This is a genomic window from Mycobacterium sp. WMMD1722, assembly GCF_049315205.1.
Taxonomy (GTDB): domain Bacteria; phylum Actinomycetota; class Actinomycetes; order Mycobacteriales; family Mycobacteriaceae; genus Mycobacterium.
Genome location: NZ_CP186056.1, coordinates 2,641,641 through 2,665,035, shown reverse-complemented (window position 1 = coordinate 2,665,035; position 23,395 = coordinate 2,641,641). Strand labels below are relative to the sequence as shown.

Genomic DNA, 23,395 nt, shown 5'->3' with positions numbered 1-23,395 from the left:
GCCGCATGGCCGATACGCATGTCGTCACCAATCAGGTCCCCACCCTGGAGGACCACAATCCGGCCGCCTCGCCGGTGCTGCGCGAGGCGCTGATCCGGGAGGGCGGGCAGTGGGGCCTCGACGAGGTGAGTGAACTCGGGGCGCTCTCGGGCAGCGCGAAGGCGCAACGCTGGGGTGAGCTCGCCGACCGCAACCGCCCCGTGCTGCACACCCACGACCGCTACGGTCACCGGGTCGACGAGGTCGAATACGACCCCGCCTATCACGAGCTGATGACCGTCGCGATCGGCCACGGCCTGCACGCCGCGCCGTGGGCTGACGACCGGGCCGGCGCCCACGTGGTGCGGGCCGCCAAGACCTCGGTGTGGACCCCCGAGCCCGGACACATCTGCCCGATCTCGATGACCTACGCCGTCGTCCCGGCGCTGCGCGTCAACCCGGAGCTGGCCGCGGTGTACGAACCGCTGTTGACCAGCCGCGTCTACGACCCCGAACTGGCTGTCCCGACGAGTAAACCCGGCATCACCGCCGGTATGTCCATGACCGAGAAGCAGGGCGGCTCGGATGTGCGGGCCGGCACCACCGAGGCGACGCCGAACGGCGACGGCACCTATTCGCTGCGCGGCCACAAATGGTTCACCTCGGCGCCGATGTGCGACATCTTCCTGGTCCTCGCGCAGGCGCCGAAGGGGTTGTCGTGCTTCCTGCTGCCGCGCGTGCTGCCCGACGGCTCCCGTAACCGGATGTTCCTGCAGCGGCTCAAGGACAAGCTGGGCAACCACGCCAACGCGTCCAGTGAGGTCGAGTACGACGGTGCCACCGCGTGGCTGGTGGGCGAGGAGGGCCGCGGCGTGCCGACCATCATCGAGATGGTCAACCTCACGCGACTGGACTGCACGCTGGGGTCGGCGACCAGCATGCGCGCCGGCCTGACCCGCGCGGTCCACCACGCCCAGCATCGAAAGGCGTTCGGCGAATACCTGATCGACCAGCCGCTGATGCGTAACGTGCTCGCCGATCTGGCGGTCGAGGCCGAGGCGGCCACCATGGTCGCCTTCCGGATGGCCGGTGCCACCGACCGCGCGGTCCGCGGTGACGACCGGGAGGCGCTGCTGCGCCGCATCGGCCTGGCGGCCGCGAAGTACTGGGTCTGCAAGCGGGCCACCCCCCATGCGGCCGAGGCGATGGAGTGCCTGGGCGGCAACGGCTACGTCGAGGACTCGGGCATGCCGCGGCTGTACCGCGAGGCGCCGCTGATGGGGATCTGGGAGGGCTCGGGCAACGTCAGCGCGCTCGACACCCTGCGGGCCATGGTGACCCGTCCGGACAGCGTCGAGGTGCTGTTCGACGAGTTGGCCCAGGTCTCCGGCGAGGATCCCCGGCTGGGCGTGCACGTCGATGCGCTCAAGCAGGCGCTCGGCGACGTGGAGACCATCCAGTACCGCGCCCGCAAGGTCGCCGAGGACATCTGCCTGGCCCTGCAGGGCGCTCTGCTGGTACGCCACGGTCATCCCGCGGTCGCCGAGGCGTTCCTGGCCACCCGGCTGGACCGCCGCTGGGGTGGGGCGTTCGGCACGCTGCCGGTCGGGCTGGACCTTGACCCGATCCTCGAGCGCGCGCGGGTCGAGCTGTGACGGGCTCCGGCGAAACAGCATTCCCGGTCACCAAGACGCGCGCTTCGCAGCCGGGAACGCTGTTTCGGCGCGCGGGGGTGACGCGATGACCCACGCGATCCGGCCCGTCGACTTCGACGACCTCAAGACGATGACCTACGAGGTGACCGACCGGGTCGCCCGCATCACCTTCAACCGGCCGGAGAAGGGCAACGCGATCGTCGCCGACACCCCGCTGGAGCTGTCGGCCCTGGTCGAGCGGGCCGATCTCGACCCCGACGTGCACGTGATCCTGGTGTCCGGCCGTGGGGAGGGGTTCTGCGCGGGTTTCGACCTGTCCGCCTACGCCGAAGGATCGTCGTCGGCCGGGGGCGGCAGTCCGTACCGCGACACCGTGCTCTCCGGCCGCACCCAGGCGGTCAACCATCTGCCGGATCAGCCGTGGGATCCGATGATCGACTACCAGATGATGAGTAGGTTCGTCCGCGGGTTCGCCAGCCTGCTGCACTGCGACAAGCCGACGGTCGTGAAGATCCACGGCTACTGCGTGGCCGGGGGCACCGACATCGCGTTGCACGCCGATCAGGTGATCGCCGCCGCGGACGCCAAGATCGGTTACCCGCCCACCCGGGTGTGGGGTGTTCCGGCGGCCGGGATGTGGGCCCACCGGCTCGGCGACCAGCGGGCCAAACGCCTGCTGTTGACCGGTGACTGCCTGACCGGGCGACAGGCCGCCGAATGGGGATTGGCCGTCGAGGCGCCCGAACCCGAAGACCTGGATGACCGGGTCGAGCGCCTGGTTCAGCGCATCGCCGCGATGCCGGTCAACCAGCTGATCATGATCAAGCTCGCGATGAACGCACCGCTGCTGCAGCAGGGGGTGGCGACCAGCCGGATGGTCAGCACCGTGTTCGACGGCATCGCCAGGCACACCCCCGAGGGGCACGCCTTCGTCGCCGAATCGCGTGAGCACGGGTTCCGGGAGGCGGTGCGCCGGCGCGACGAACCATTCGGCGATCACGGCCGCAGAGCCTCCGGCGTGTAGCCGTGGTGGAGGTCCTGTCCCGGCTCACCGCACGCTCGGTGGTGCTCTCGGTGCTGCTGGGCGCCCACCCCGCGTGGGCCACCGCGGCCGATCTCATCCGGCTGACCGCCGATTTCGACATCAGGGAGTCGACGGTGCGGGTGGCGTTGACGCGCATGGTCAGCGCGGGCGATCTGGTGCGCTCAGCCGACGGGTACCGGCTGTCGGACCGGCTGCTGCACCGGCAGCGCCGCCAGGACGACGCCATCGACCCCCGGCTGCGATCCTGGGACGGCACCTGGACCACGCTGGTGATCACCAGCGTCGGAACCGACGCCCGAACCCGCGCCGCGCTGCGGAACACGTTGACCGACCATCGATTCGGCGAATTGCGCGAAGGCGTGTGGCTGCGGCCGGACAACCTGGCTGGTGAACTGCCCGAGGAGGTGCGGGAACGGGTACGCGTGCTCCACGCTCGCGACGACGCCCCCGCCGATCTGGCGTCGCGGTTGTGGGATCTCGACGGGTGGGCCGAGACCGGCCGTGCGCTGCTGGCCGACATGGGCGCGGCGGCCGACGTACCCGCCCGGTTCGGCACCGCCGCGGCGATCGTGCGCCACCTGCTCACCGATCCGGTGCTGCCGACCGAGCTGGTCCCCGACGGCTGGCCGGGCGCGGACCTGCGCCGTGCGTACACGGCGTTCGCCGATGAACTGGTCGCGCGGCGCGACGAGATGACAGACAGGAGCGCGATATGACCGATCCGGTTCGAGTGGAACGCAACGGGCCGGTGACCACCGTCGTCATCGACCGGCCGCAGGCCCGCAACGCCGTCGACCGGCCCACCGCCGAGGCGCTGTACCGGGCGTTCGACGACTTCGACCGGGACGAGTCCGCGGCGGTGGCCGTGCTGTGGGGCGACCACGGGACGTTCTGCGCCGGCGCCGACCTCAAAGCCTTCGGCACCCCGCAGGCCAATGCGGTGCACCGCACCGGTCCGGGCCCGATGGGTCCCACCCGGATGGTGCTGTCCAAGCCGGTGATCGCCGCCGTCAGCGGGCACGCCGTCGCCGGCGGCCTCGAGCTGGCCGTGTGGTGCGATCTGCGGGTCGTCGAGGAGGACGCGATCTTCGGCGTCTACTGCCGCCGCTGGGGTGTTCCGCTCATCGACGGCGGAACGGTCCGGTTGCCGCGACTGATCGGTCACAGCCGCGCCATGGACCTGATCCTGACCGGGCGCGCCGTCGACGCCGCCGAGGCGCACGCAATCGGGCTGGCCAACCGCGTGGTGCCGAAAGGTGAAGCGCGCCGGCGCGCCGAGGAACTCGCCGCCGAACTGGCGAGGTTCCCGCAGCAATGTATGCGGGCCGACCGGCTGTCGGCGCTCGGGCAGTGGGGGTTGGGCGAGGACGAGGCGATCGACCGGGAGTTCGCGAGCATGTCGCGCGTCAAGCACGAGGCACTCGAGGGCGCAGGTCGTTTCGCCGCGGGCGCGGGCCGGCACGGCGCCAAAGCCTGAACCGCCGAGCGCGACGACTACGGCCTCACTACGGCCCCGCTACGGCCCCGCTAGGGCGCCACGCCGCCCTTGGTGATCTTGTTGTTGGAGCCCAGGTCCTCGATCTGCGGGTCGCCGTCGGCGTAGGTGATCGTGTTGTTCAGCCCGACCACGGTGATCTCCTTATCGACGCGGGCGAAGCTGATCGTGTTGTCGGTGCCGCCGACGTTCACGTTCGCGCAGGTGCCCGTCACGGTGAGCTTGTTGTTCGAGCCCCCGACGTTGAGCGATTTGCCGTCGGCGCAGTCCACCTCGGCGGTGGTGCCGACCGATCCGTAGTTGACGGTGTTGCCGACCTCGACCTGTGCGCCGGACGACCCGGCGGTCGCCGTCGGGGTATTGGTGTCCGTGCTCTCCGAACCGCAACCGGCCAGCGCGAACGCGCCGAGGGTCAGGGCCGCGGCGATACCGGTCAGGCGGGGGGAGTGGACGGGCATGGTCGCTCGCTTTCTCGCCTCCAGAGGGGAGGACGTCGGTCAGGCGGGTACCCGGCCGAGGCGGTTGGTCATACCCAACTCCCGCCCCCGGTCCCACAGGATCGGATCGCCGTTCTTGAAATAGACCGTCTGATCCCAGCCGTAGACGGTGATGTCATTGATCACGTTGTCGGCGATGATGATGTTCGACGAACCCTGCACCGTCACCGCATAGCAGGTGCCCAACGCGAAGATCTGATTGCCGGTGCCGGTCACGTGCAGGGTCGCGTCGCGGCAGTCGACGGTCTGGTTGAGTCCCTGGCCCACGACGTGCGTATCGCCGTTCTCGGCCGAGGCCGCGGGAGCGCCTGCGATGCCCAGGACGCAGCAGACGACGGACCCCACCACAGCGCCCGTCGAGCGCCCCTTCACGATCGATCGCACTGGCTTATCTCCTCTGACGGCCCGGCGGTGTGAGAAGCAGCGTACGTGGGCGGTGCGCGGGACCGATGACCTTCCGCCGACATCGCCTCGGCCCGAGCGCATCGGTCGCTAACCCGGTCGGTGCTCGGTACCGTTGACCACGATGCGTCGGCGTGTCACCCATGGCGGTGTGCTCTTGGCTGTGGCGGTCACCGCGGCGGTGACCGCCTCGGGCTGTGCGCACACCGTGGCCGGCACCGCCCAGAAGGGTGCGCCCGATGTTCCGGACCCCGACCGCAATTACGGCTACGTCGACAATCGCTGCGGGTTGCTGGAGGACTCCACCGTCGCCGAGGTGCTGCGCGCCGACGAGGTGGTGCGGCCCTACAGCGGCGCGGTATGCCAATACGTGCTCGCGCGCGGCCCGGACATGATCGATGTGACCTTCTCCTGGTTCAACAGCGGTTCACTGTCGCGGGAACGTGCCCTGGCCGTCGAACGAGCTGCCGAGGTCACCGACACCGTCGTCGAACGGCATCCGGCGTTCGTCGCCCGGAACGCCTCCGGGCAGACCGCCTGCTCGGCGACTGCTGCGGCCGGATCCGGGGTACTCAGCTGGTGGGTGCAGTTGCGCGGTAAGGAGAGCGACGATGCCTGCGCGGACGCCGAGAAGCTGTTGTCGGCCACCTTGTCATCGGACATGTGAGCTGCCGTGAAGACCTCACCGAACACGACACTGAAGCCGCTGCCGATCGCGGCGATCACGTTGGCCGTCCTCGCCCTGGCGGGGTGCGGATCGCAGGAGAGTGCGCAGGCCGGACCCGAGGCGCCGCCCGCGCCGCCGAGTGGATTCCGCAGCGGCGACTGCAACGGGGTGAGCGACGCGGACATCACCGCCGCCGTCGGCAAGAAGATGTTCACCAAGGTGGTCCAGTCCGACGCCGGCTGCTTCTGGCAGGAGGACACCACGATGGTCGGCACCTTCGGTGCCGGCATGGGTATCTCGACCTGGTGGTACCGCGGCAGTGACATGAACACCGAACGCGAGCTCGAAGAGCAGGCCGGCCGCACACTGACCGAGCTGTCAGTGGACGGCAACGCGGGTTTCAAGGCGGCCGACGACAGCGCCTGCAGCATCTACGTCGCCAAGGGCGGGGACGTCATCACCTGGTCCATCCAGACCATGAACTCGGCGACCCTGCCGGACCTCTGCACGATTACCGAGCACCTCGCCCAGCTCAGCCAGGAGCGCGTGAACTGACTGCGCCCGGCGGGTGAGGGCTAGAGTCGTTCGCTGACCCCTCATGGGTCGGCGATGACGAAGGGTGGACCGGACATGTCAGCACGGCCCGAGCCGCAAGGGGGTCGGCTCCGCAGTCCTGCGCGCGCCGGTCGGCTCAGCCGTGAAGCCATCGTGAACGCGGCCCTGACGTTCCTGGACCGCGAAGGCTGGGACGCGTTGACGATCAACGCGCTGGCCACCCAGCTCGGCACCAAGGGTCCGTCGCTCTACAACCACGTGCACAGCCTCGACGATCTGCGGCGCACGGTCCGGATGCGGGTGGTCGGCGACATCATCGAGATGCTCAACACGGTCGGCCAGGGTCGCTCGCGCGACGACGCGGTGATGGTGGTGGCCAGCGCCTACCGCAGCTACGCCCACCACCATCCCGGCCGCTACTCCGCGTTCACCCGGATGCCGCTCGGCGGTGACGATCCCGAGTTCACCGATGCCACCCGCGCCGCGGCGACACCGGTCATCGAGGTGCTGGCCTCCTACGGGCTGCAGGGCGAGGAGGCGTTCTACGCCGCGCTCGAGTTCTGGTCGGCGATGCACGGGTTCGTGCTGCTGGAGATGACCGGCGTGATGAACGGCATCGACACCGACGGGGTGTTCACCGATATGGTGCTGCGACTGGCGGCGGGGATGGAGCGCAGATCCGGCCTGGGGCTCGAGCTCGGCTGAGCGCCCGCGCGACCGATTTTGGAGTGGCACCGACCATCCTGGTATCGTGGGGGATCGTGCCTGGCCGTTGAGGCGCATGCGTCGGCGGAGTCCGGACAGCATGGCCGCACGCCGGGCAATTCGCATGTCTAACACGCATCGAGAACGCCGCGGTGCAGGCGCGTGCGACACGCCCGGACGCGGGGTCCGCGAACAGGTGCGAAACAGCAGTACAGAGACTTAGCAGTACACCGAGAACAGCAGAGCAACACAGAAAGCCGGTAGATGCCAACCATCCAGCAGCTGGTCCGCAAGGGTCGCCACGACAAGGTCGCGAAGGTCAAGACCGCGGCGCTCAAGGGCAGCCCGCAGCGCCGTGGCGTGTGCACCCGCGTGTACACCACCACCCCGAAGAAGCCGAACTCGGCACTTCGCAAGGTCGCCCGTGTGCGACTGACCAGCTCGGTCGAGGTCACCGCCTACATCCCCGGTGAGGGCCACAACCTGCAGGAGCACTCGATGGTGCTGGTGCGCGGCGGCCGGGTGAAGGATCTGCCCGGCGTGCGCTACAAGATCATCCGCGGCTCGCTGGACACCCAGGGTGTCAAGAACCGCAAGCAGGCCCGCAGCCGTTACGGCGCCAAGAAGGAGAAGAGCTGATGCCGCGTAAGGGGCCCGCACCCAAACGTCCGCTGGTCAACGACCCGGTCTACGGTTCGCAGCTGGTCACCCAGCTGGTGAACAAGGTGCTGCTGGACGGGAAGAAATCGCTGGCAGAACGCATTGTTTATGGTGCGCTCGAACAGGCCCGTGACAAGACGGGTACCGATCCGGTGGTGACGCTCAAGCGTGCCATGGACAACGTCAAGCCCGCGCTGGAGGTTCGCAGCCGTCGCGTCGGTGGCGCCACCTACCAGGTGCCCGTCGAGGTCCGGCCCGACCGTTCGGTCACGCTGGCGCTGCGCTGGCTGGTCAGCTTCTCCAAGGCTCGCCGCGAGAAGACCATGATCGAGCGCCTGGCGAACGAGATCCTCGACGCCAGCAACGGTCTGGGAGCCGCCGTCAAGCGACGTGAGGACACCCACAAGATGGCCGAGGCCAACCGCGCCTTCGCGCACTACCGCTGGTGATACCGGGTCTGATCGCCCGGCCCGCCGGTGTGCCCTGCGGTCACTGACGACAGACCAACCGAACACCCGACAAGCAAGCGAAAGAGTGGGTATCTAGCCGTGGCACAGCAGGAAGTGCTGACCGACCTGAACAAGGTCCGCAACATCGGCATCATGGCGCACATCGACGCCGGCAAGACGACGACGACCGAGCGCATCCTCTACTACACCGGTATCAGCTACAAGATCGGTGAGGTCCACGATGGCGCGGCCACGATGGACTGGATGGAGCAGGAGCAGGAGCGGGGTATCACCATCACCTCCGCGGCCACCACGTGCTTCTGGAACGGCAACCAGATCAACCTGATCGACACCCCCGGGCACGTCGACTTCACCGTCGAGGTCGAGCGCTCGCTGCGTGTTCTCGACGGCGCCGTCGCGGTGTTCGACGGCAAGGAGGGCGTCGAGCCCCAGTCCGAGCAGGTCTGGCGGCAGGCCGACAAGTACAACGTGCCGCGCATCTGCTTCGTCAACAAGATGGACAAGCTGGGCGCCGACTTCTACTTCTCCGTGCGCACCATGGAGGAGCGCCTGGGCGCGAACGTCATCCCGATCCAGCTGCCGATCGGCTCGGAGAGCGACTTCGAGGGCATCGTCGACCTGGTCGAGATGAAGGCCAAGGTGTGGAGCGCCGAGGCCAAGCTCGGCGAGAAGTACGACGTCGTCGACATCCCGGCCGACCTGGCCGACAAGGCCGAGGAGTACCGCACCAAGCTGATCGAGGCGGCCGCCGAGACCGATGAGGCGCTGCTCGAGAAGTATCTCGGTGGCGAGGAGCTCACGGTCGAGGAGATCAAGGGTGCGCTGCGCAAGCTGACCATCAACTCCGAGGCCTACCTGGTGCTGTGCGGCAGCGCGTTCAAGAACAAGGGCGTGCAGCCCATGCTCGACGCGGTGATCGACTACCTGCCGTCCCCGCTGGACGTCCCGCCTGCCGAAGGCCACGTGCCCGGCAAGGAGGACGAGGTCATCACCCGTAACCCGTCGGTCGACGAGCCGTTCTCGGGTCTGGCGTTCAAGGTCGCCACCCATCCGTTCTTCGGCAAGCTGACCTACGTGCGCGTGTACTCGGGCACCGTCGAGTCCGGCAGCCAGGTCATCAACGCGACCAAGGGCAAGAAGGAGCGGCTGGGCAAGCTGTTCCAGATGCACTCCAACAAGGAGAACCCGGTCGAACGTGCCAGCGCCGGGCACATCTACGCCGTCATCGGCCTCAAGGACACCACCACCGGTGACACCCTGAGCGATGCGAACGAGCAGATCGTGCTCGAGTCGATGACCTTCCCCGATCCGGTGATCGAGGTGGCCATCGAGCCCAAGACCAAGAGCGACCAGGAGAAGCTCGGCACGGCGATCCAGAAGCTCGCCGAAGAGGACCCGACCTTCAAGGTGCACCTGGATCAGGAGACCGGCCAGACCGTCATCGGCGGTATGGGCGAGTTGCACCTCGACATCCTGGTCGACCGCATGCGCCGCGAGTTCAAGGTGGAGGCCAACGTCGGCAAGCCGCAGGTGGCTTACCGCGAGACCATCCGCCGGCCGGTGCAGAACGTCGAGTTCACCCACAAGAAGCAGACGGGTGGCTCCGGCCAGTTCGCGAAGGTCATCATCAGCCTCGAGCCGTTCATCGGCGAGGACGGTGCGACCTACGAGTTCGAGAACAAGGTCACCGGTGGCCGTATCCCGCGTGAGTACATTCCGTCGGTCGATGCCGGCGCCCAGGACGCCATGCAGTACGGCGTGCTGGCGGGCTATCCGCTGGTGAATGTGAAGCTGACGCTGCTCGACGGCGCCTACCACGAGGTCGACTCGTCGGAAATGGCGTTCAAGGTCGCGGGGTCGCAGGCACTGAAGAAGGCCGCCCAGGCCGCTCAGCCGGTGATCCTGGAACCCATCATGGCCGTCGAGGTCACCACGCCCGAGGACTACATGGGCGATGTGATCGGCGACCTGAACTCCCGCCGTGGTCAGATCCAGGCCATGGAGGAGCGCAGCGGTGCCCGTGTCGTCAAGGCGCAGGTTCCGCTGTCGGAGATGTTCGGCTACGTCGGCGACCTCCGGTCGAAGACCCAGGGCCGGGCGAACTACTCCATGGTGTTCGACTCGTACGCCGAAGTTCCGGCGAACGTGTCGAAGGAGATCATCGCGAAGGCGACGGGCCAGTGAGCATCGAAGGCCGTCAGGCCTGAGGCGCGGAGCTGACCCGGAGGCGAGCCCTCGGATCAGCGAAGGCGACGGGTCACTAACCCGTCTTCTTCTCGGGCCACACAACTGAAGAAACCAAACCTGCTGTAAACAGCACCAACAAGTCCAGGAGGACACAGAAGTGGCGAAGGCGAAGTTCGAGCGGACGAAGCCGCACGTCAACATCGGGACCATCGGTCACGTTGACCACGGCAAGACCACGCTGACCGCAGCAATCACCAAGGTGCTGCACGACCAGTACCCCGATTTGAACGAGTCGCGCGCATTCGACCAGATCGACAATGCGCCCGAGGAGCGTCAGCGCGGTATCACCATCAACATCTCCCACGTGGAGTACCAGACCGACAAGCGCCACTACGCGCACGTCGACGCCCCCGGTCACGCTGACTACATCAAGAACATGATCACGGGTGCCGCGCAGATGGACGGCGCCATCCTCGTGGTCGCCGCCACCGACGGCCCGATGCCCCAGACCCGTGAGCACGTTCTGCTCGCCCGTCAGGTCGGCGTGCCCTACATCCTGGTCGCGCTGAACAAGTCCGACATGGTCGACGACGAGGAGCTCCTCGAGCTCGTCGAGATGGAGGTCCGCGAACTGCTGGCCGCCCAGGACTTCGACGAGGACGCCCCCGTCGTCCGCGTCTCGGCGCTCAAGGCGCTCGAGGGCGACGAGAAGTGGGTCAAGTCCGTCCAGGAGCTCATGGCTGCTGTCGACGAGTCGATCCCGGATCCGGTCCGCGAGACCGACAAGCCGTTCCTGATGCCCGTCGAGGACGTCTTCACGATCACCGGCCGCGGCACCGTGGTCACCGGTCGTGTGGAGCGCGGCGTGATCAACGTGAACGAAGAAGTCGAGATCGTCGGCATCCGTCCGGGCGTCACCAAGACCACCGTCACCGGTGTCGAGATGTTCCGCAAGCTGCTCGATCAGGGCCAGGCCGGTGACAACGTCGGCCTGCTGGTTCGTGGCATCAAGCGCGAAGACGTCGAGCGTGGCCAGGTTGTGGTCAAGCCCGGCACCACGACCCCGCACACCGAGTTCGACGGCAGCGTCTACATCCTGTCGAAGGACGAGGGCGGCCGCCACACGCCGTTCTTCAACAACTACCGTCCGCAGTTCTACTTCCGTACCACGGACGTGACCGGCGTGGTGACCCTTCCCGAGGGCACCGAGATGGTGATGCCCGGTGACAACACCGACATCTCCGTCAAGCTGATCCAGCCGGTCGCCATGGACGAGGGTCTGCGGTTCGCGATCCGCGAGGGCGGTCGTACCGTCGGCGCCGGTCGAGTCACCAAGATCAACAAGTAAGTTCGGAACCGCGAAGCGGCGCTCACCTCCGGGTGGGCGCCGCTTTCGTGTCGGCAGTCGTCGATCGCGGGTTCCGGGGTAACGCGACGACCCGCTGAGGCGATGAACTGTGCAGTGGCCGTGTCGCGGCCGGGAAAGGGTCGGGGTTCGTGTTTCGTCGTTTCGCTGGGCTGGTCGGTGCCGTCGCACTCGCCGGGTCCGCACTGGTCACCGCAGGCACCGCCACCGCGCAACTCGATTGTCCCGATCTGCACTGGATCGGTGCCGCCGGATCGGGTGAGCGCGGCGCCGAGGTGTCCATGAACGACGGTATGGGCCGTGTCGTGTTCAACTCCTACCAGGATCTACAGCGACAGGTGCAGCGCGACGGCCGCACGTTGACCGCCGAAGCCGTGAGCTATCCGGCCACGCCGGTTCCGGTCGACGACAGCATCCTCGGCTGGGCCGGGTTCATCAACAGCGTCGACGCCGGTACCGCAGCGTTGAACGCCCAGTACAACGCCTTCGTGCAGCGCTGCCCGGCCTCCCGGGTCGTGCTCGCCGGCTACTCCCAGGGGGCGATGGTGGTGCACCGCAACCTGCAGGCTTTCGCCGCGAGTCCCAACCTGGCCGCCGCCCTGCTCGTCGCCGACGGCGACCGGCTCCCCACCGACACCACCTACAACCTCGGTTCGGTGACCGCCGTACCCGGTGCCGGCAAGGGTGTCGCCCAGGATTGGCCGATCCTCGCGCACGCACCGGCCCCGCTGCCGCCGGCCGTCGCGGCCCGCACAGTCAGCGTCTGCGATCTGGGTGACGCGGTCTGCGATTACGATCCCGACGCCGAGGACACCATGAACCCCGCAGCCGTCGCGGTGCACACCAGCTACGCCCGGTCCACGGCCGGTGGGTATGCGTGGACCTCACCGCTGTACCAGCTGATCGGCCCCGCACCGGCGGCCAATCAACTGTCGGTCGCCGGGGGCTGAAGCAGCCCGCTCCACGCCGGCCTCGGCGCTACGCTGTGTGCGCTGTCGCCGAACACAGGAGCACCGCCATGTCCACCCTCTGGCGTTACCTCCGCATCCAGGCGTTCGTCCTGCTCTGCGGCATCGTCGGTCCGATCTTCCTGGCCGCGTACTTCCTGACCGGACCGGATCCGACGATGAAGTGGATGTTCTGGACGGGCCTGCTCATCACCGCGGCCGACGTGCTGATCGCGCTGGGCATCACCAGCGTGGGTGCCCGCTCGGCGGCCAGGACCGCCGAACTCGAGGCGCGCGGGGTGCTGGCTGTGGCCCAGGTGACCGGAATCCACGAGACGAACACCCGCATCAATGACCAGCCGTTGGTGAAGCTCGATCTGCAGATCTCCGGTCCGGGCCTGACGCCGTTCGCCGCGCAGGACCGGGTGGTCGCGGCCGTCTCCCGGCTGCCGATGATCACCAGTCGTCGACTCGTGGCCCTGGTGGACCCGGCCACCAACGAATTCCAGATCGACTGGGAGCGCAGCAGTCTGGTCGCTGGACTGATGCCTGCGACGTTCACCGTCGCCGAGGACGATCAGACCTACGACCTGACCGGTCAGTCCGGCCCGTTGCTGGAAATCCTGCAGATCCTCAAATCGCACGGCATCGGGATGAACAACATGATCGACCTGCGGGCCAATCCGGCTGCGCGTCAACAGGTTCAAGCCGTGGTGCGGCGCGCCGCCCAGCACCCGGCACCGGCTCCGGCCGCGCAGGCGCCGGCCATGCCCACGCCCGTGCCCGCCATGCCGGCCCCGGCCGCCCCGTCGGCCGCCCAGCGTCTGCAGGAGCTGGAGACGCTGCGCGCCACCGGCGCCATCACCGACGCCGAGTACGCCGCCAAACGTCAGCAGATCATCGACGCGCTCTGAGCCGCTCAGGCGCTCGGAACCACCAGCACCGGGCGGTGCGCCGCATGCAGCGTCGCCTTGGCCACACTGCCCAGCAGCACCTGTCGCATCGCCGAGCGCCCACGCGACCCGACGACGATCGCTGCGGCCCGGCGGTGCGTGGCCGCCCCGACGAGCGCCTCTGCCGTCGCCTTTGCCGAGCCGCCCGGTGCCGGGGCCACCTGCTCGACCACCACACCGGAGCCCGCGGCCGGCTCGGCGTGGCCGTCGCCGACGGCCACCACGACGAGCTCACGTCCGGCGAAGACATGCTGTGCGGCGGCCAGCGCGGCGTGTGCGCCGGCCGAGCCGTCCGAGCCCACGATCACCGGACCGGATGCCAGCGCGTCGTACTCCTCGGCGAGCAGCGCCGGGGGCACCACCAGCGTCGGGCGGGACGCGTAATGCACCACGGTGTCGGAGACGCTGCCGAACATCGCCTCGGCTCCGCCGAGACCTCGGGATCCGACGAGAACCACGTCGGCGCCGACCTGCTCGGCGAGCTGGGCCAGCACCAGACCCTCACCGCCCCAGGACCGCTTGACCAACGGCTCGGCGTCGAGGCCGGCGGCGCGGGCCAGAGTGGTTCCGGTGGCGGCGATCCGCTGGGCTTCCCGTTCACCTTCGGCCTCGGTGCGTTCGACCAGCTCGCCGGCGCTGCGCGAGGTGGCGCGCAGCCGTCGGCGCAGCGCGTCGCTGGCGAAGGGTGGGGTCCACAGATGGGCCACCCAGGCGTGAGCCTGGGGCAGGAGGCGGCCACCCACATCGATCGCCGCGGTGGCGGCGGGTGATCCGTCGTAGCCGATGATGACACCGAGCGCCATGCTGACCCTTCCGCTCTACTGCAGCCGATCGTAGGCGGCCGCGGGATCGGCGGCCAGCACGGTCGGTGACGACGGTTGCTAGAACACGTTCCAATTCGGCTGTTAGCCTGTCGGCAGTTCGTCGAGAGGAGCAGCGGTGACGTCAGCGGGTGGCCCCCTGGAAGGCCGAGTGGCATTCATCACCGGAGCCGCCCGCGGTCAGGGCCGCGCGCACGCGGTTCGGTTGGCCGGCGAGGGCGCCGACATCATCGCGATCGACATCTGCGGTCCAGTGTCGGACACCGTCACCTATCCGATGCCGACCTCCGACGATCTCGCCGAGACCGTCCGGCTGGTCGAGGCGACCGGCCGCAAGGTGCTCGCCCGCGAGGTCGACATCCGCGATCTGGCGGCGCTCGAGCAGGTGGTCGCCGACGGGGTCGAACAATTCGGTCGCCTCGACATCGTCGTCGCCAACGCCGGCATCCTCAGTTGGGGGCGCATCTGGGAGATGTCGGAAGACCAGTGGAACGCGGTCATCGACGTCAACCTCAACGGCACATGGAAGACCATCCGGGCCGCCGTCCCCGCGATGATCGAGGCCGGCAACGGCGGATCGATCGTCATCGTCAGTTCCTCGGCCGGCACCAAGGCGACACCCGGCAACGCGCACTACGCGGCGTCCAAGCACGGTCTGGTGGCGCTGACCAACGCCCTCGCGATCGAGGCCGGTGAGTTCGGGATCAGGGTCAACTCGATCCACCCGTATTCCATCGACACCCCGATGGTCGAACCCGAGGCGATGATGGAGATCTTCGGCAAGTATCCGGCGTTCCTGCACAGCTTCTCGCCGATGCCGTACAAACCCGTTGCGCACGACGGTAAGCCGGGCCTGCAGGAGTTCATGACGCCCGAAGAGGTGTCGGATGTGGTGGCCTGGCTGGCCGGCGACGGATCGCGAACGATCTCGGGCTCGCAGATCGCCGTCGATCGCGGCACCGCCAAGTACTAGCGGCTCAGCACCTGGCCCAGTTGGTCGACGGCCCAATCGATCTCGGCCGGGGTGATCACGAGGGGCGGTGCGAAGCGCAACGTCGAACCGTGGGTGTCCTTGACCAGCAGGCCACGTTCGGCCAGCGCCAGGCTGATCTGCTTACCGGTGCCCAGGCCGGGGTCGACGTCGACACCGGCCCACAGTCCACGGCCCCGTAGAGCGATCACCCCGTGTCCGATCAGCCCGCCCAGGCGGGCGTGTAGCTGCGCGCCGAGTTCGGTTGCCGCCCGCTGGAATTCACCGGTGCGGAGCAGTTCGACGACGGTGCTGCCGATCGCGGCGGCCAGCGGATTGCCGCCGAAGGTGGAGCCGTGCTCGCCCGGATGCAGTACGCCCAGCACGTCGCGGTCGGCCACCACCGCCGACACCGGGACGATCCCGCCGCCGAGCGCCTTGCCCAGCAGGTAGATGTCGGGCACCACATCCCAGTGATCGCAGGCGAAGGTGCGTCCCGTCCGGGCGAGTCCGGACTGGATCTCGTCGGCGATCATCAGCACGTTGTGTTCGGTGCACAGGCGGCGCACCTGCGGCAGGTAGTCCTCCGGCGGGACGATGATGCCGGCCTCACCCTGGATCGGCTCGAGCAACACCGCCACGGTGTGGTCGTCGATCGCCGCGGCCAGCGCCTCGGCATCCCCGAACGGCACGGACCGGAAGCCGGGGGTGTAGGGGCCGAAGCCCCGCCGGGCGGTGTCGTCGTCGGAGAAGCTCACGATCGTCGTCGTCCGACCGTGGAAATTGTTGCGCGCCACGATGATGGTGGCCATGCCGGCGGGGACGCCCTTGACGTCGGTGCCCCACTTGCGAGCGACCTTGATGCCGCTCTCGACGGCCTCGGCGCCGCTGTTCATCGGCAGCACCGTGTCCTTACCGCACAGTTCGGCCAGCGCCGCGCAGAACGGCGCCAGCCGGTCGGAGTGGAAGGCGCGGCTCACCAGCGTCACCGCGTCGAGCTGGGCATGGGCGGCGGCGACGATGCGGGGATGGCGATGGCCGAAGTTGACTGCCGAATACGCCGCCAGGCAGTCGAGATAGCGTCTGCCCTCGACGTCGGTGATCCACGCGCCCTCGGCCGTGGCGGCGACGACCGGCAGCGGTGCGTAGTTGTGGGCGACGTGGCGTTCGTCGGCGGCGATCAGCGCTTGGGTGGCAGTGGGGTGATCGAGCACGGTCACGGGTGTACCTCCAGAGTGCAGCATTTGACGGATCCGCCGCCTTTGAGCAGTTCGGACAGCTCGACTCCGATCGGGTGAAAGCCCGCGGCGCGCAATTGACCGGCGAAGCCGGTGGCCGCCGCGGGCAGCACCACGTGGCGACCGTCGGAGACGGCGTTGAGACCGAAGACGACTGCGTCGGCCTCGGAGACCTCGATGGCGTCGGGGAAGTGTGCTCGCAGCCGGTCGCGCGAGGTGGCGGTGAACGCCGGCGGATGGAACGCCACGGTCGAGTCGTCGAGCACCGCGAGTGCGGTGTCGAGATGGTAGAAGCGCGGGTCGACGAGTTCGAGGCTGATCACCGGCATGCCGACGATGTCGGCGATCTCGTCGTGTGCGCGCCGCTGGGTGCGAAATCCGTGACCGGCCAACATGATGTCGCCGACGACCAGCAGGTCGCCCTGCCCCTCGTTGACGTGGTGCGTGGTCACCGGACGGTATCCGTGCCGGACCATCCACTCGGCGTAGGCGGCTGACTCGCCGGCGCGCTGCGGATAGGCGAACCGGGCAACCACAGCCGCACCGCCGACGCACATCCCGCCGTTCGCGGCGTAGACCATGTCGGGTAACCCCTCGATGGGTTCCAGCAGTTCGACGGTGTGGCCGAGCTCCTTGTAGGTGCGGCGTAGCGCCTCCCACTGGTCGAGAGCCCGGTGCGGATCCACCGTGGCCGCCGGGTCCATCCACGGGTTGATCGCGTATTCGACGGCGAAGAACGTCGGCGGGGTCATGACGTAATGACGTGGGCGGGCTTTGCGGACGACGGGGAACGTCATAGATCGACGATAGAAATCCGGCGGAGTGCAATCAATTGTCGTCCATTGCGTGTCTATGCTCGATTTGTTGCGCCGCTCGGGAAATGGCGGCCGTTTGTTGCAAGGGAGTGACCGTGGACCGGTTGGACGGCACCGATGAACGCATCCTCGCCGTGCTCGCCGAACACGCGCGGGCGACGTTCGCCGAGATCGGGCAGCAGGTCAACCTCTCGGCGCCCGCGGTGAAGCGCCGGGTGGACCGGATGCTCGATGACGGGGTGATCCGCGGGTTCACCACGGTGGTCGACCGCAATGCGCTCGGCTGGAACACCGAAGCGTACGTTCAGGTCTTCTGTCACGGCACCATCGCACCCGACCAGCTACGCGCGGCGTGGATCGCGATCCCCGAGGTGGTCAGCGCGGCCACCGTGACGGGCACCGCGGACGCGATGTTGCACGTGCTCGCCCGCGATATGAGACACCTCGAGGACGCCCTGGAACGCATCCGTTCCACCGCGGATATCGAACGCAGCGAAAGCATCGTGGTGTTGTCGAACCTGATCGAACGGGCGCGCCCTGAAGCCGCGCAACAGCAGGGGGGCATACCCGCCGAGCCTCCGATCGTGTAGAACCAGCACGTGAGCACATCAGCAGGCGTCGTCATCGTCGGCGGCGGTCTGGCCGCAGCGCGCACGGCCGAACAACTGCGGCGTTCCGAATACGCCGGACCGGTGACCATCCTCAGCGACGAGGACCACCTCCCGTACGACCGGCCGCCGCTGTCCAAGGAAGTGCTGCGCAGCGAGACCGACGACGTCACGCTCAAACCGGCGGAGTTCTACTCCAACAACGACATCACGATGCGGCTGGGCGCCGGTGTCACCGCGCTGGACACCGCCGCGAAGACCGTCACATTGCGCGACGGAACCGTGGTCGCCTACGACGAATTGGTCATCGCCACCGGTCTGGTGCCCAAGCGGATCCCGTCGTTCCCGGATCTGGCGGGCATCCATGTGCTGCGATCGCTCGACGAGAGCATCAAGTTGCGCCAGGAGGCCGGCTCGGCACGCCGGGCGGTGGTGATCGGCGCCGGCTTCATCGGCTGCGAGGTGGCGGCGAGCCTGCGCAAGCTGGGCGTCGACGTCGTGCTGGTCGAGCCGCAGCCGGCGCCACTGGCCTCGGTACTGGGCGAGCAGATCGGCGAACTGGTCGCCCGGCTGCACCGGGCCGAAGGGGTCGACGTGCGCTGCGGGGTCGGTGTGTCGGAGGTCAAGGGGGCCGACCGGGTCGACGCGGTCGCGCTCTCCGACGGCAGCGAGGTGCCGACCGACCTGGTGATCGTCGGCATCGGGTCGCGCCCGGCCACCGACTGGCTCGACGGCAGCGGCATCGCACTGGACAACGGCGTGGTGTGCGACAGCGAGGGCCGCACCAGCGCACCGAACGTCTGGGCCATCGGTGACGTCGCCTCCTGGCGGGACACGGTCGGAAACCAAGTGCGGGTAGAGCATTGGAGCAATGTCGCCGACCAGGCCCGGGTACTGGTACCCGCACTGCTCGGCCAGGAGAGCTCAGCGCTGGTCTCGGTGCCCTACTTCTGGAGTGATCAGTACGACGTCAAGATCCAGTGTCTCGGCGAGCCCGAGGCCGACGACATCGTGCACATCGTGCAGGACGACGGCCGGAAGTTCCTGGCCTACTACGAGCGCGACGGTGTGGTGGCCGGCGTGGTCGGCGGGGGCCTGCCGGGCAAGGTGATGAAGGCGCGCGCCAAGATCGCCAGTGGTGCACCGATCGCCGACGTGCTGGGCTGACTTCCCGCGAAAAGGCGGGCCTCAGAACTGGCCGAGGTAGAAGCGCCCGCCCTGGTCGTCGGTGCATTCGGCCATCAGCCCGTAGGGCTGCCGCGCGGGGGTCTGCAGCACCACGCCCCCGGCCTCGGTGACCCGTCGCACCGCCTCATCGATCTCGGCGACCGTCCACATCGGCACGGTCACCGCCGAGGTCGAGCCACCGGCCATGCCCGTCATCGGACGGCAGTCGTCGACCTGCCAGCCATCCTCGATGCGGCCGCCGGAGAAGGTCCAGAACAGCAGCCGACTGTAGAACTGCCGGAACAGCGCCGAATCGGCCACCTCGTGGGTGATGTAGGACAGCTCCCCGGACCCCGAGCCGTTCAGTTCGGGACGGGGGAGGTCGCCGGCCGGCTCGTAGACCGCGAACGGCAGACCTTGCGCGTCGACGGCCTCGAGCACGGTGCCGAAGTCCGTGTCCGCGACGGTGCCGGCCGTTCCGCCGCCGGCCGCGATCGAATCCCGCGCGGCATTCAGATCGGTCACCGCGTAGCAGCAGACCAGTGTGCTGCGCTCGCCGCCGTCGCGGATGCCGATGCGCTGTCCCACGTTGGTGACCCGAGCGGAATCCCGGTCGTACACCCAGCCCAGGACATGACCGTAGAACGCCGCCGCGCGATCGGCGTCGGGCGTCCACAGCGTCACGGCGCCGACGTCGCCGTGCTGGATGGGCGTGACCGCTGCGGTGAGCGGTCCGCTGAGCATCCAGCGATGGCCGAACGGGTCGATGATCGCGGCCGAGCGGGCCCCGTAATTCTCGTACGGCTCGCGCTGCACCTGCGCGCCGCGTTCGCGGGCTCGCCGCAGCGCGGTGTCGGTGTCGGGCACCGCCAGCATCAGGCTCACCGAGACCCGTTGGGCGGCAGGCGCTCTGAGTCCGATCTCAGGGTATTCGTCGGCGAGGTAGAACACCCCGCCGGCGAGCTCGAGTTCGGCATGGCCGATGCGTCCGTCGTCCATGACGATCGGCGCCCCGCGGACCGTTGCGCCGAACACGTCGACGTACCAGTCGATCGCCGCACGCGCGTCGGCCACCGCGAGGTAGGGCAGCGCGGCAGGCCTCGGATTCGAAGCCGCAGCCCACGGAGCGGCAGTCACGTCGGCGATCGCGGTGTCGGTTCCGCTCATCTCGATTTCTCCTGTTCGATCGGGCATCCGCAGCGCGGACTCCAGGCGGGCCCGCAGCGCCGCGGCGAATGCGGGGGAGGGATGCACCGGTTGGTCGCCGCCGTGCAGCACGGTCATCGGATCGCGGTCGGTCATGGGTGCCCTCCCTCCGGATAGTGCGACCGGAATGCGCGGCGAGCCCGGACCAGCAGCGCTTCGGTGGCGTGCACCGTGCGGCCGATGAGCCGGGCGCACTCGGGCACCGAGCAGTCGTCGAGGTAGCGCAACGCCAGCACGATGCGGTGCGGTTCGGGCAACCGGGCGAGCACGCTCTCGGCGACGATGCGGTCCAGCTCGGCGTCCCAATCGTCCTCGACGGCGCCGGATTCGGGCACCTCCGGCACCGGCACGCTGAACCGGTCGTGCCGGCGCCGGTAGTGATCGGCCAGCTTGTGCCGGGCCACCCCGATCAGCCACGGCAGGCTCAACGGCGGCGACGGCTCCCTCCTGGCGGCGTCCATCGCCGCCAGGAAGGTCTCCGACGTCAGGTCCTCGGCGGTCCCGCGGTCCGGGCAGCGTCTGACGAAGTAGCCGTAGACGACCGGCAGAGCTTCGTCGTAGAGCGCCAACAGGGTCCGCGGAGCGTCGTCGCCGTCAGGTTCGGCGCTCACATCCCTATCGTCGCCGCGCGGGCCGGAACTCCGACGCCCGTTGGGCGGATTTTTTCAGCAGGCTTGTCGGCGGGCTTGTTCAGCGGATGTCGTCGAGGGCCCGCAGCCCGTCGCTGACCGTGTCGAAGGCGTCGGCCAGCAGCCGGGGCAGCGACACCGACTCGTCGGCGAGCCACCGTTCGTAGGCCGACAACGCCACGCCCAGCATGGTCCACGCGACGGTCTGGGGCACCAGGTCGGAGACCTGAACGCCCATCCGGTGGGCGACGAACGACGCGATCACCCCCCGCCAGCCGGCGTACATCGTCATCGAGTGCGCCTGCAGCGCGTCGGTCTGCAGGATGACGCGCATCCGTTGGCGGTGCCTGGCGGTCTCCGCCTCGTCGAAGTCGTTGAACGCCAACAGCGCAGCGCGCAGGGCAAGCCCGATGGGAACCTGCGGGTCGACCCCGTCGAGCAGCTCGCGCATGTGCTCGAGGTGGGCGTCGAAGTCGCCCCACGGGATGGCGTTCTTGGTGGGGTAGTACCGGAACAGCGTGCGGCGCGCGATCCCGGCCGCCGAGGCGACGTCGTCGACGCTCACCTCGTCGAAGCCACGGGCGGCGAACAGGTCCAGCGCGACACCGGCGATGTGGTCCTGGGTGGTGGACGGGCGCCGCCCGACCCGGGGCGCGGATCGTTGGCGCATGGGATCCGCCCTTCCGTTTCGGCACTCGATGCCATATTGTTGGCGATCTAGGTCACACTTCAGTGCGACCCTACGCGACGAAAGGCAGCGAACATGGAGCCCAACCAGCACGTCGAATCCGACAACGAACTGGTCAGCGAGACCCTCGTGGAAGAGGTGTCGATCGACGGTATGTGCGGGGTCTACTGACCGTGGCTGTCGCGCATCCCGAAGCGGTGGGCTTCGACCCGGACGTCGCCTGGCGGCTGCACCCTCAGGTGGCGGTGCGCCCGGAGCCGTTCGGGGCGCTGCTCTACCACTTCGGGACGCGCAAGCTGTCATTCCTGAAGAACCGCACGATCGTCGAGGTGGTGAACTCGCTCGCCGAGCACCCCGACGCCCGATCGGCCTGCCGGGCGGCCGGAGTCGACGACGCAGCCGCGAGCCCCTATCTGCACGCACTCGGCGTGCTGGTGACATCCAACATGCTGGTCCGCGAGGAGAACCCATGACCGCCGTAGTCCCGGCGCCCGTCCCACGCCTGGTCGATCAGTTCGAGCGAGGGCTCGATGCCCCGATCTGTCTGACCTGGGAACTGACCTACGCCTGCAATCTGGCGTGCGTGCACTGCCTGTCGGCCTCGGGCAAACGCGATCCGCGCGAGCTGTCCACTCAGCAGTGCAAGGACATCATCGACGAACTCGAACGCATGCAGGTCTTCTACGTCAACATCGGTGGCGGCGAACCGACTGTGCGACCGGACTTCTGGGAGTTGGTGGACTATGCCACCGCCCACCACGTCGGGGTGAAGTTCTCGACCAACGGCGTGCGGATCACCCCCGAGGTCGCCAGGAAGCTGGCCGCCAGCGATTACGTCGACGTCCAGATCTCGCTCGACGGCGCGACCGCCGACGTCAACGACGCGGTCCGCGGCGAGGGATCGTTCGCGATGGCCGTACGCGCCCTGGAGAACCTGGCCGCAGCCGGATTCCGCGACGCCAAGATCTCGGTGGTGGTCACTCGCCACAACGTCGGACAGCTCGACGACTTCAAGGCGCTCGCCGATCGCTACGGCGCTACTCTGCGCATCACCCGCCTGCGGCCCTCCGGTCGCGGCGCCGACGTCTGGGACGAACTGCACCCCACCGCCGAACAGCAGGTGCAGCTCTACGACTGGCTGGTCGCCAAGGGTGAGCGGGTACTGACCGGAGATTCGTTCTTCCACCTGTCCGGCCTCGGCGCACCGGGCGCACTGGCCGGTCTGAACCTCTGCGGCGCCGGCCGGGTGGTCTGCCTGATCGATCCGGTCGGCGACGTGTATGCGTGCCCGTTCGCCATCCATGACAAGTTCCTGGCCGGGAACATTCTCTCGGACAACGGTTCTGGATCGGGTTTTCAGCACGTGTGGCAGAACGCGCCGCTGTTCCGCGAGCTGCGCGAGCCGCAGTCGGCGGGGGCCTGCAGTGGCTGTGGACACTATGACGCCTGCCGCGGCGGCTGCATGGCGGCCAAGTTCTTCACCGGTCTCCCGCTCGACGGACCCGATCCGGAGTGCGTCGAGGGCTACGGCGCACCCGCACTGGCGGCCGAGCGGGACAAGCCCAAGCCCAGTGTCGACCACTCCCGCAGTGGTGGGCGGAAGGGTCCCATCCCGCTCAAACTGCTGACCAAGCCGCCCGCTCGGCTGTGTGACGAAAGTCCGGTGTGAC

Annotated in this window: 27 protein-coding genes; 19 read left to right on the top strand and 8 right to left on the bottom strand. The window is 68.5% G+C overall.

Annotated elements, in window-relative coordinates; translation table 11 throughout:
• The first annotated feature begins 5 nt into the window (after positions 1-5).
• The 4 genes from ACN27E_RS12715 (at position 6) to ACN27E_RS12700 (ending at position 4,156) form a co-directional block, all read left to right on the top strand.
• On the top strand, positions 6-1,634 hold the full coding sequence (locus tag ACN27E_RS12715; RefSeq protein WP_422749535.1) for an acyl-CoA dehydrogenase family protein: 1,629 nt from the start codon (positions 6-8) through the stop codon (positions 1,632-1,634).
• A gap of 85 nt (positions 1,635-1,719) precedes the next feature.
• Positions 1,720-2,658, top strand: coding sequence for a crotonase/enoyl-CoA hydratase family protein (locus tag ACN27E_RS12710; RefSeq protein WP_422749533.1), 939 nt, complete (start codon positions 1,720-1,722; stop codon positions 2,656-2,658).
• A 2-nt stretch (positions 2,659-2,660) separates the two neighbouring features.
• Positions 2,661-3,395, top strand: coding sequence for a PaaX family transcriptional regulator C-terminal domain-containing protein (locus tag ACN27E_RS12705; RefSeq protein ID WP_422749532.1), 735 nt, complete (start codon positions 2,661-2,663; stop codon positions 3,393-3,395).
• Entirely contained in the window at positions 3,392-4,156 is a 765-nt protein-coding gene (locus ACN27E_RS12700; protein ID WP_422749530.1) for a crotonase/enoyl-CoA hydratase family protein, read from the top strand. The genes ACN27E_RS12705 and ACN27E_RS12700 overlap by 4 nt, the downstream gene beginning before the upstream one ends.
• 50 nt (positions 4,157-4,206) lie before the next feature.
• On the opposite strand, the gene ACN27E_RS12695 is transcribed toward ACN27E_RS12700, so the two are convergent.
• Both ACN27E_RS12695 and ACN27E_RS12690 read right to left on the bottom strand, forming a co-directional pair.
• Positions 4,207-4,632: a DUF3060 domain-containing protein gene (locus ACN27E_RS12695; RefSeq protein WP_422749528.1), complete on the bottom strand. Its 426-nt coding sequence runs from the start codon at positions 4,630-4,632 to the stop codon at positions 4,207-4,209.
• A gap of 39 nt (positions 4,633-4,671) precedes the next feature.
• Entirely contained in the window at positions 4,672-5,019 is a 348-nt protein-coding gene (locus tag ACN27E_RS12690) for a DUF3060 domain-containing protein (RefSeq protein ID WP_422749847.1), read from the bottom strand.
• A 178-nt stretch (positions 5,020-5,197) separates the two neighbouring features.
• Here ACN27E_RS12690 and ACN27E_RS12685 point away from each other — a divergent pair, with 178 nt between their 5' ends.
• From ACN27E_RS12685 to ACN27E_RS12645, 9 genes are all read left to right on the top strand, one after another.
• A complete protein-coding gene (locus ACN27E_RS12685; RefSeq protein WP_422749527.1) occupies positions 5,198-5,740 on the top strand; it encodes a DUF3558 domain-containing protein in 543 nt (180 codons plus the stop codon).
• A 6-nt stretch (positions 5,741-5,746) separates the two neighbouring features.
• A complete protein-coding gene (locus ACN27E_RS12680; RefSeq protein ID WP_422749525.1) occupies positions 5,747-6,295 on the top strand; it encodes a DUF3558 domain-containing protein in 549 nt (182 codons plus the stop codon).
• Between the two features lie 75 nt (positions 6,296-6,370).
• Positions 6,371-7,000 (top strand): TetR/AcrR family transcriptional regulator, encoded by a 630-nt coding sequence (locus ACN27E_RS12675; protein WP_422749523.1) that lies wholly within the window; start codon positions 6,371-6,373, stop codon positions 6,998-7,000.
• 264 nt (positions 7,001-7,264) lie between these two features.
• A complete protein-coding gene (gene rpsL, locus ACN27E_RS12670) occupies positions 7,265-7,639 on the top strand; it encodes a 30S ribosomal protein S12 (protein ID WP_422749521.1) in 375 nt (124 codons plus the stop codon).
• Positions 7,639-8,109, top strand: coding sequence for a 30S ribosomal protein S7 (gene rpsG, locus ACN27E_RS12665; protein WP_422749519.1), 471 nt, complete (start codon positions 7,639-7,641; stop codon positions 8,107-8,109). Before rpsL ends, rpsG begins: the two co-directional genes overlap by 1 nt.
• Positions 8,110-8,208: 99 nt before the next feature.
• Positions 8,209-10,314 (top strand): elongation factor G, encoded by a 2,106-nt coding sequence (gene fusA, locus ACN27E_RS12660; protein WP_422749517.1) that lies wholly within the window; start codon positions 8,209-8,211, stop codon positions 10,312-10,314.
• 160 nt (positions 10,315-10,474) lie between these two features.
• On the top strand, positions 10,475-11,665 hold the full coding sequence (gene tuf, locus ACN27E_RS12655; protein WP_422749515.1) for an elongation factor Tu: 1,191 nt from the start codon (positions 10,475-10,477) through the stop codon (positions 11,663-11,665).
• Between the two features lie 149 nt (positions 11,666-11,814).
• A complete protein-coding gene (locus tag ACN27E_RS12650; RefSeq protein WP_422749513.1) occupies positions 11,815-12,633 on the top strand; it encodes a cutinase family protein in 819 nt (272 codons plus the stop codon).
• A 68-nt stretch (positions 12,634-12,701) separates the two neighbouring features.
• Positions 12,702-13,544 (top strand): SHOCT domain-containing protein, encoded by an 843-nt coding sequence (locus ACN27E_RS12645; RefSeq protein ID WP_422749511.1) that lies wholly within the window; start codon positions 12,702-12,704, stop codon positions 13,542-13,544.
• A gap of 5 nt (positions 13,545-13,549) precedes the next feature.
• On the opposite strand, the gene ACN27E_RS12640 is transcribed toward ACN27E_RS12645, so the two are convergent.
• The gene (locus ACN27E_RS12640) at positions 13,550-14,386 is read right to left on the bottom strand and encodes a universal stress protein (RefSeq protein ID WP_422749509.1); all 837 of its coding nucleotides are present in this window, start codon (positions 14,384-14,386) and stop codon (positions 13,550-13,552) included.
• 136 nt (positions 14,387-14,522) lie between these two features.
• Between ACN27E_RS12640 and ACN27E_RS12635 the strand changes: the two genes are divergently transcribed.
• On the top strand, positions 14,523-15,377 hold the full coding sequence (locus ACN27E_RS12635) for a mycofactocin-coupled SDR family oxidoreductase (RefSeq protein ID WP_422749507.1): 855 nt from the start codon (positions 14,523-14,525) through the stop codon (positions 15,375-15,377).
• Here the strand turns inward: ACN27E_RS12635 and rocD are convergent.
• Together rocD and ddaH are read right to left on the bottom strand one after the other, a co-directional pair.
• Positions 15,374-16,618, bottom strand: a complete 1,245-nt coding sequence (gene rocD, locus ACN27E_RS12630; RefSeq protein WP_422749505.1) for an ornithine--oxo-acid transaminase — start codon at positions 16,616-16,618, stop codon at positions 15,374-15,376. The genes ACN27E_RS12635 and rocD overlap by 4 nt on opposite strands.
• Positions 16,591-17,409 (bottom strand): dimethylargininase, encoded by an 819-nt coding sequence (gene ddaH, locus ACN27E_RS12625; protein ID WP_422749503.1) that lies wholly within the window; start codon positions 17,407-17,409, stop codon positions 16,591-16,593. The genes rocD and ddaH overlap by 28 nt, the downstream gene beginning before the upstream one ends.
• Before the next feature lie 113 nt (positions 17,410-17,522).
• On the opposite strand from ddaH, the gene ACN27E_RS12620 reads away from it, so the two are divergent.
• Together ACN27E_RS12620 and ACN27E_RS12615 are read left to right on the top strand one after the other, a co-directional pair.
• A complete protein-coding gene (locus ACN27E_RS12620) occupies positions 17,523-18,017 on the top strand; it encodes an Lrp/AsnC family transcriptional regulator (protein WP_422749501.1) in 495 nt (164 codons plus the stop codon).
• Positions 18,018-18,026: 9 nt separating this feature from the next.
• Positions 18,027-19,202 (top strand): NAD(P)/FAD-dependent oxidoreductase, encoded by a 1,176-nt coding sequence (locus ACN27E_RS12615; protein WP_422749499.1) that lies wholly within the window; start codon positions 18,027-18,029, stop codon positions 19,200-19,202.
• Positions 19,203-19,223: 21 nt separating this feature from the next.
• Here the strand turns inward: ACN27E_RS12615 and ACN27E_RS12610 are convergent, their stop codons facing one another.
• From ACN27E_RS12610 to mftR, 3 genes are all read right to left on the bottom strand, one after another.
• Positions 19,224-20,504 carry a VOC family protein gene (locus ACN27E_RS12610; RefSeq protein ID WP_422749497.1) on the bottom strand — a complete coding sequence of 427 codons (1,281 nt, stop codon included), beginning with the start codon at positions 20,502-20,504 and terminating at the stop codon, positions 19,224-19,226.
• Complete coding sequence (locus ACN27E_RS12605; protein ID WP_422749495.1) at positions 20,501-21,019, bottom strand: RNA polymerase sigma factor; 519 nt, start codon at positions 21,017-21,019, stop codon at positions 20,501-20,503. Before ACN27E_RS12605 ends, ACN27E_RS12610 begins: the two co-directional genes overlap by 4 nt.
• Positions 21,020-21,098: 79 nt before the next feature.
• Positions 21,099-21,707 (bottom strand): mycofactocin system transcriptional regulator, encoded by a 609-nt coding sequence (gene mftR / locus ACN27E_RS12600; protein ID WP_422749494.1) that lies wholly within the window; start codon positions 21,705-21,707, stop codon positions 21,099-21,101.
• Positions 21,708-21,800: 93 nt separating this feature from the next.
• Here mftR and mftA point away from each other — a divergent pair, with 93 nt between their 5' ends.
• Genes mftA through mftC form a run of 3 tightly spaced genes read left to right on the top strand, consistent with a single transcriptional unit; the run spans position 21,801 to position 23,394 of the window.
• Positions 21,801-21,896, top strand: a complete 96-nt coding sequence (mftA, locus tag ACN27E_RS12595; protein ID WP_422749492.1) for a mycofactocin precursor MftA — start codon at positions 21,801-21,803, stop codon at positions 21,894-21,896.
• Positions 21,881-22,198 (top strand): mycofactocin biosynthesis chaperone MftB, encoded by a 318-nt coding sequence (gene mftB / locus ACN27E_RS12590; RefSeq protein WP_422749490.1) that lies wholly within the window; start codon positions 21,881-21,883, stop codon positions 22,196-22,198. The genes mftA and mftB overlap by 16 nt, the downstream gene beginning before the upstream one ends.
• Positions 22,195-23,394, top strand: a complete 1,200-nt coding sequence (gene mftC / locus ACN27E_RS12585; RefSeq protein WP_422749488.1) for a mycofactocin radical SAM maturase — start codon at positions 22,195-22,197, stop codon at positions 23,392-23,394. Before mftB ends, mftC begins: the two co-directional genes overlap by 4 nt.
• The last annotated feature ends 1 nt before the right edge of the window (position 23,395 follow it).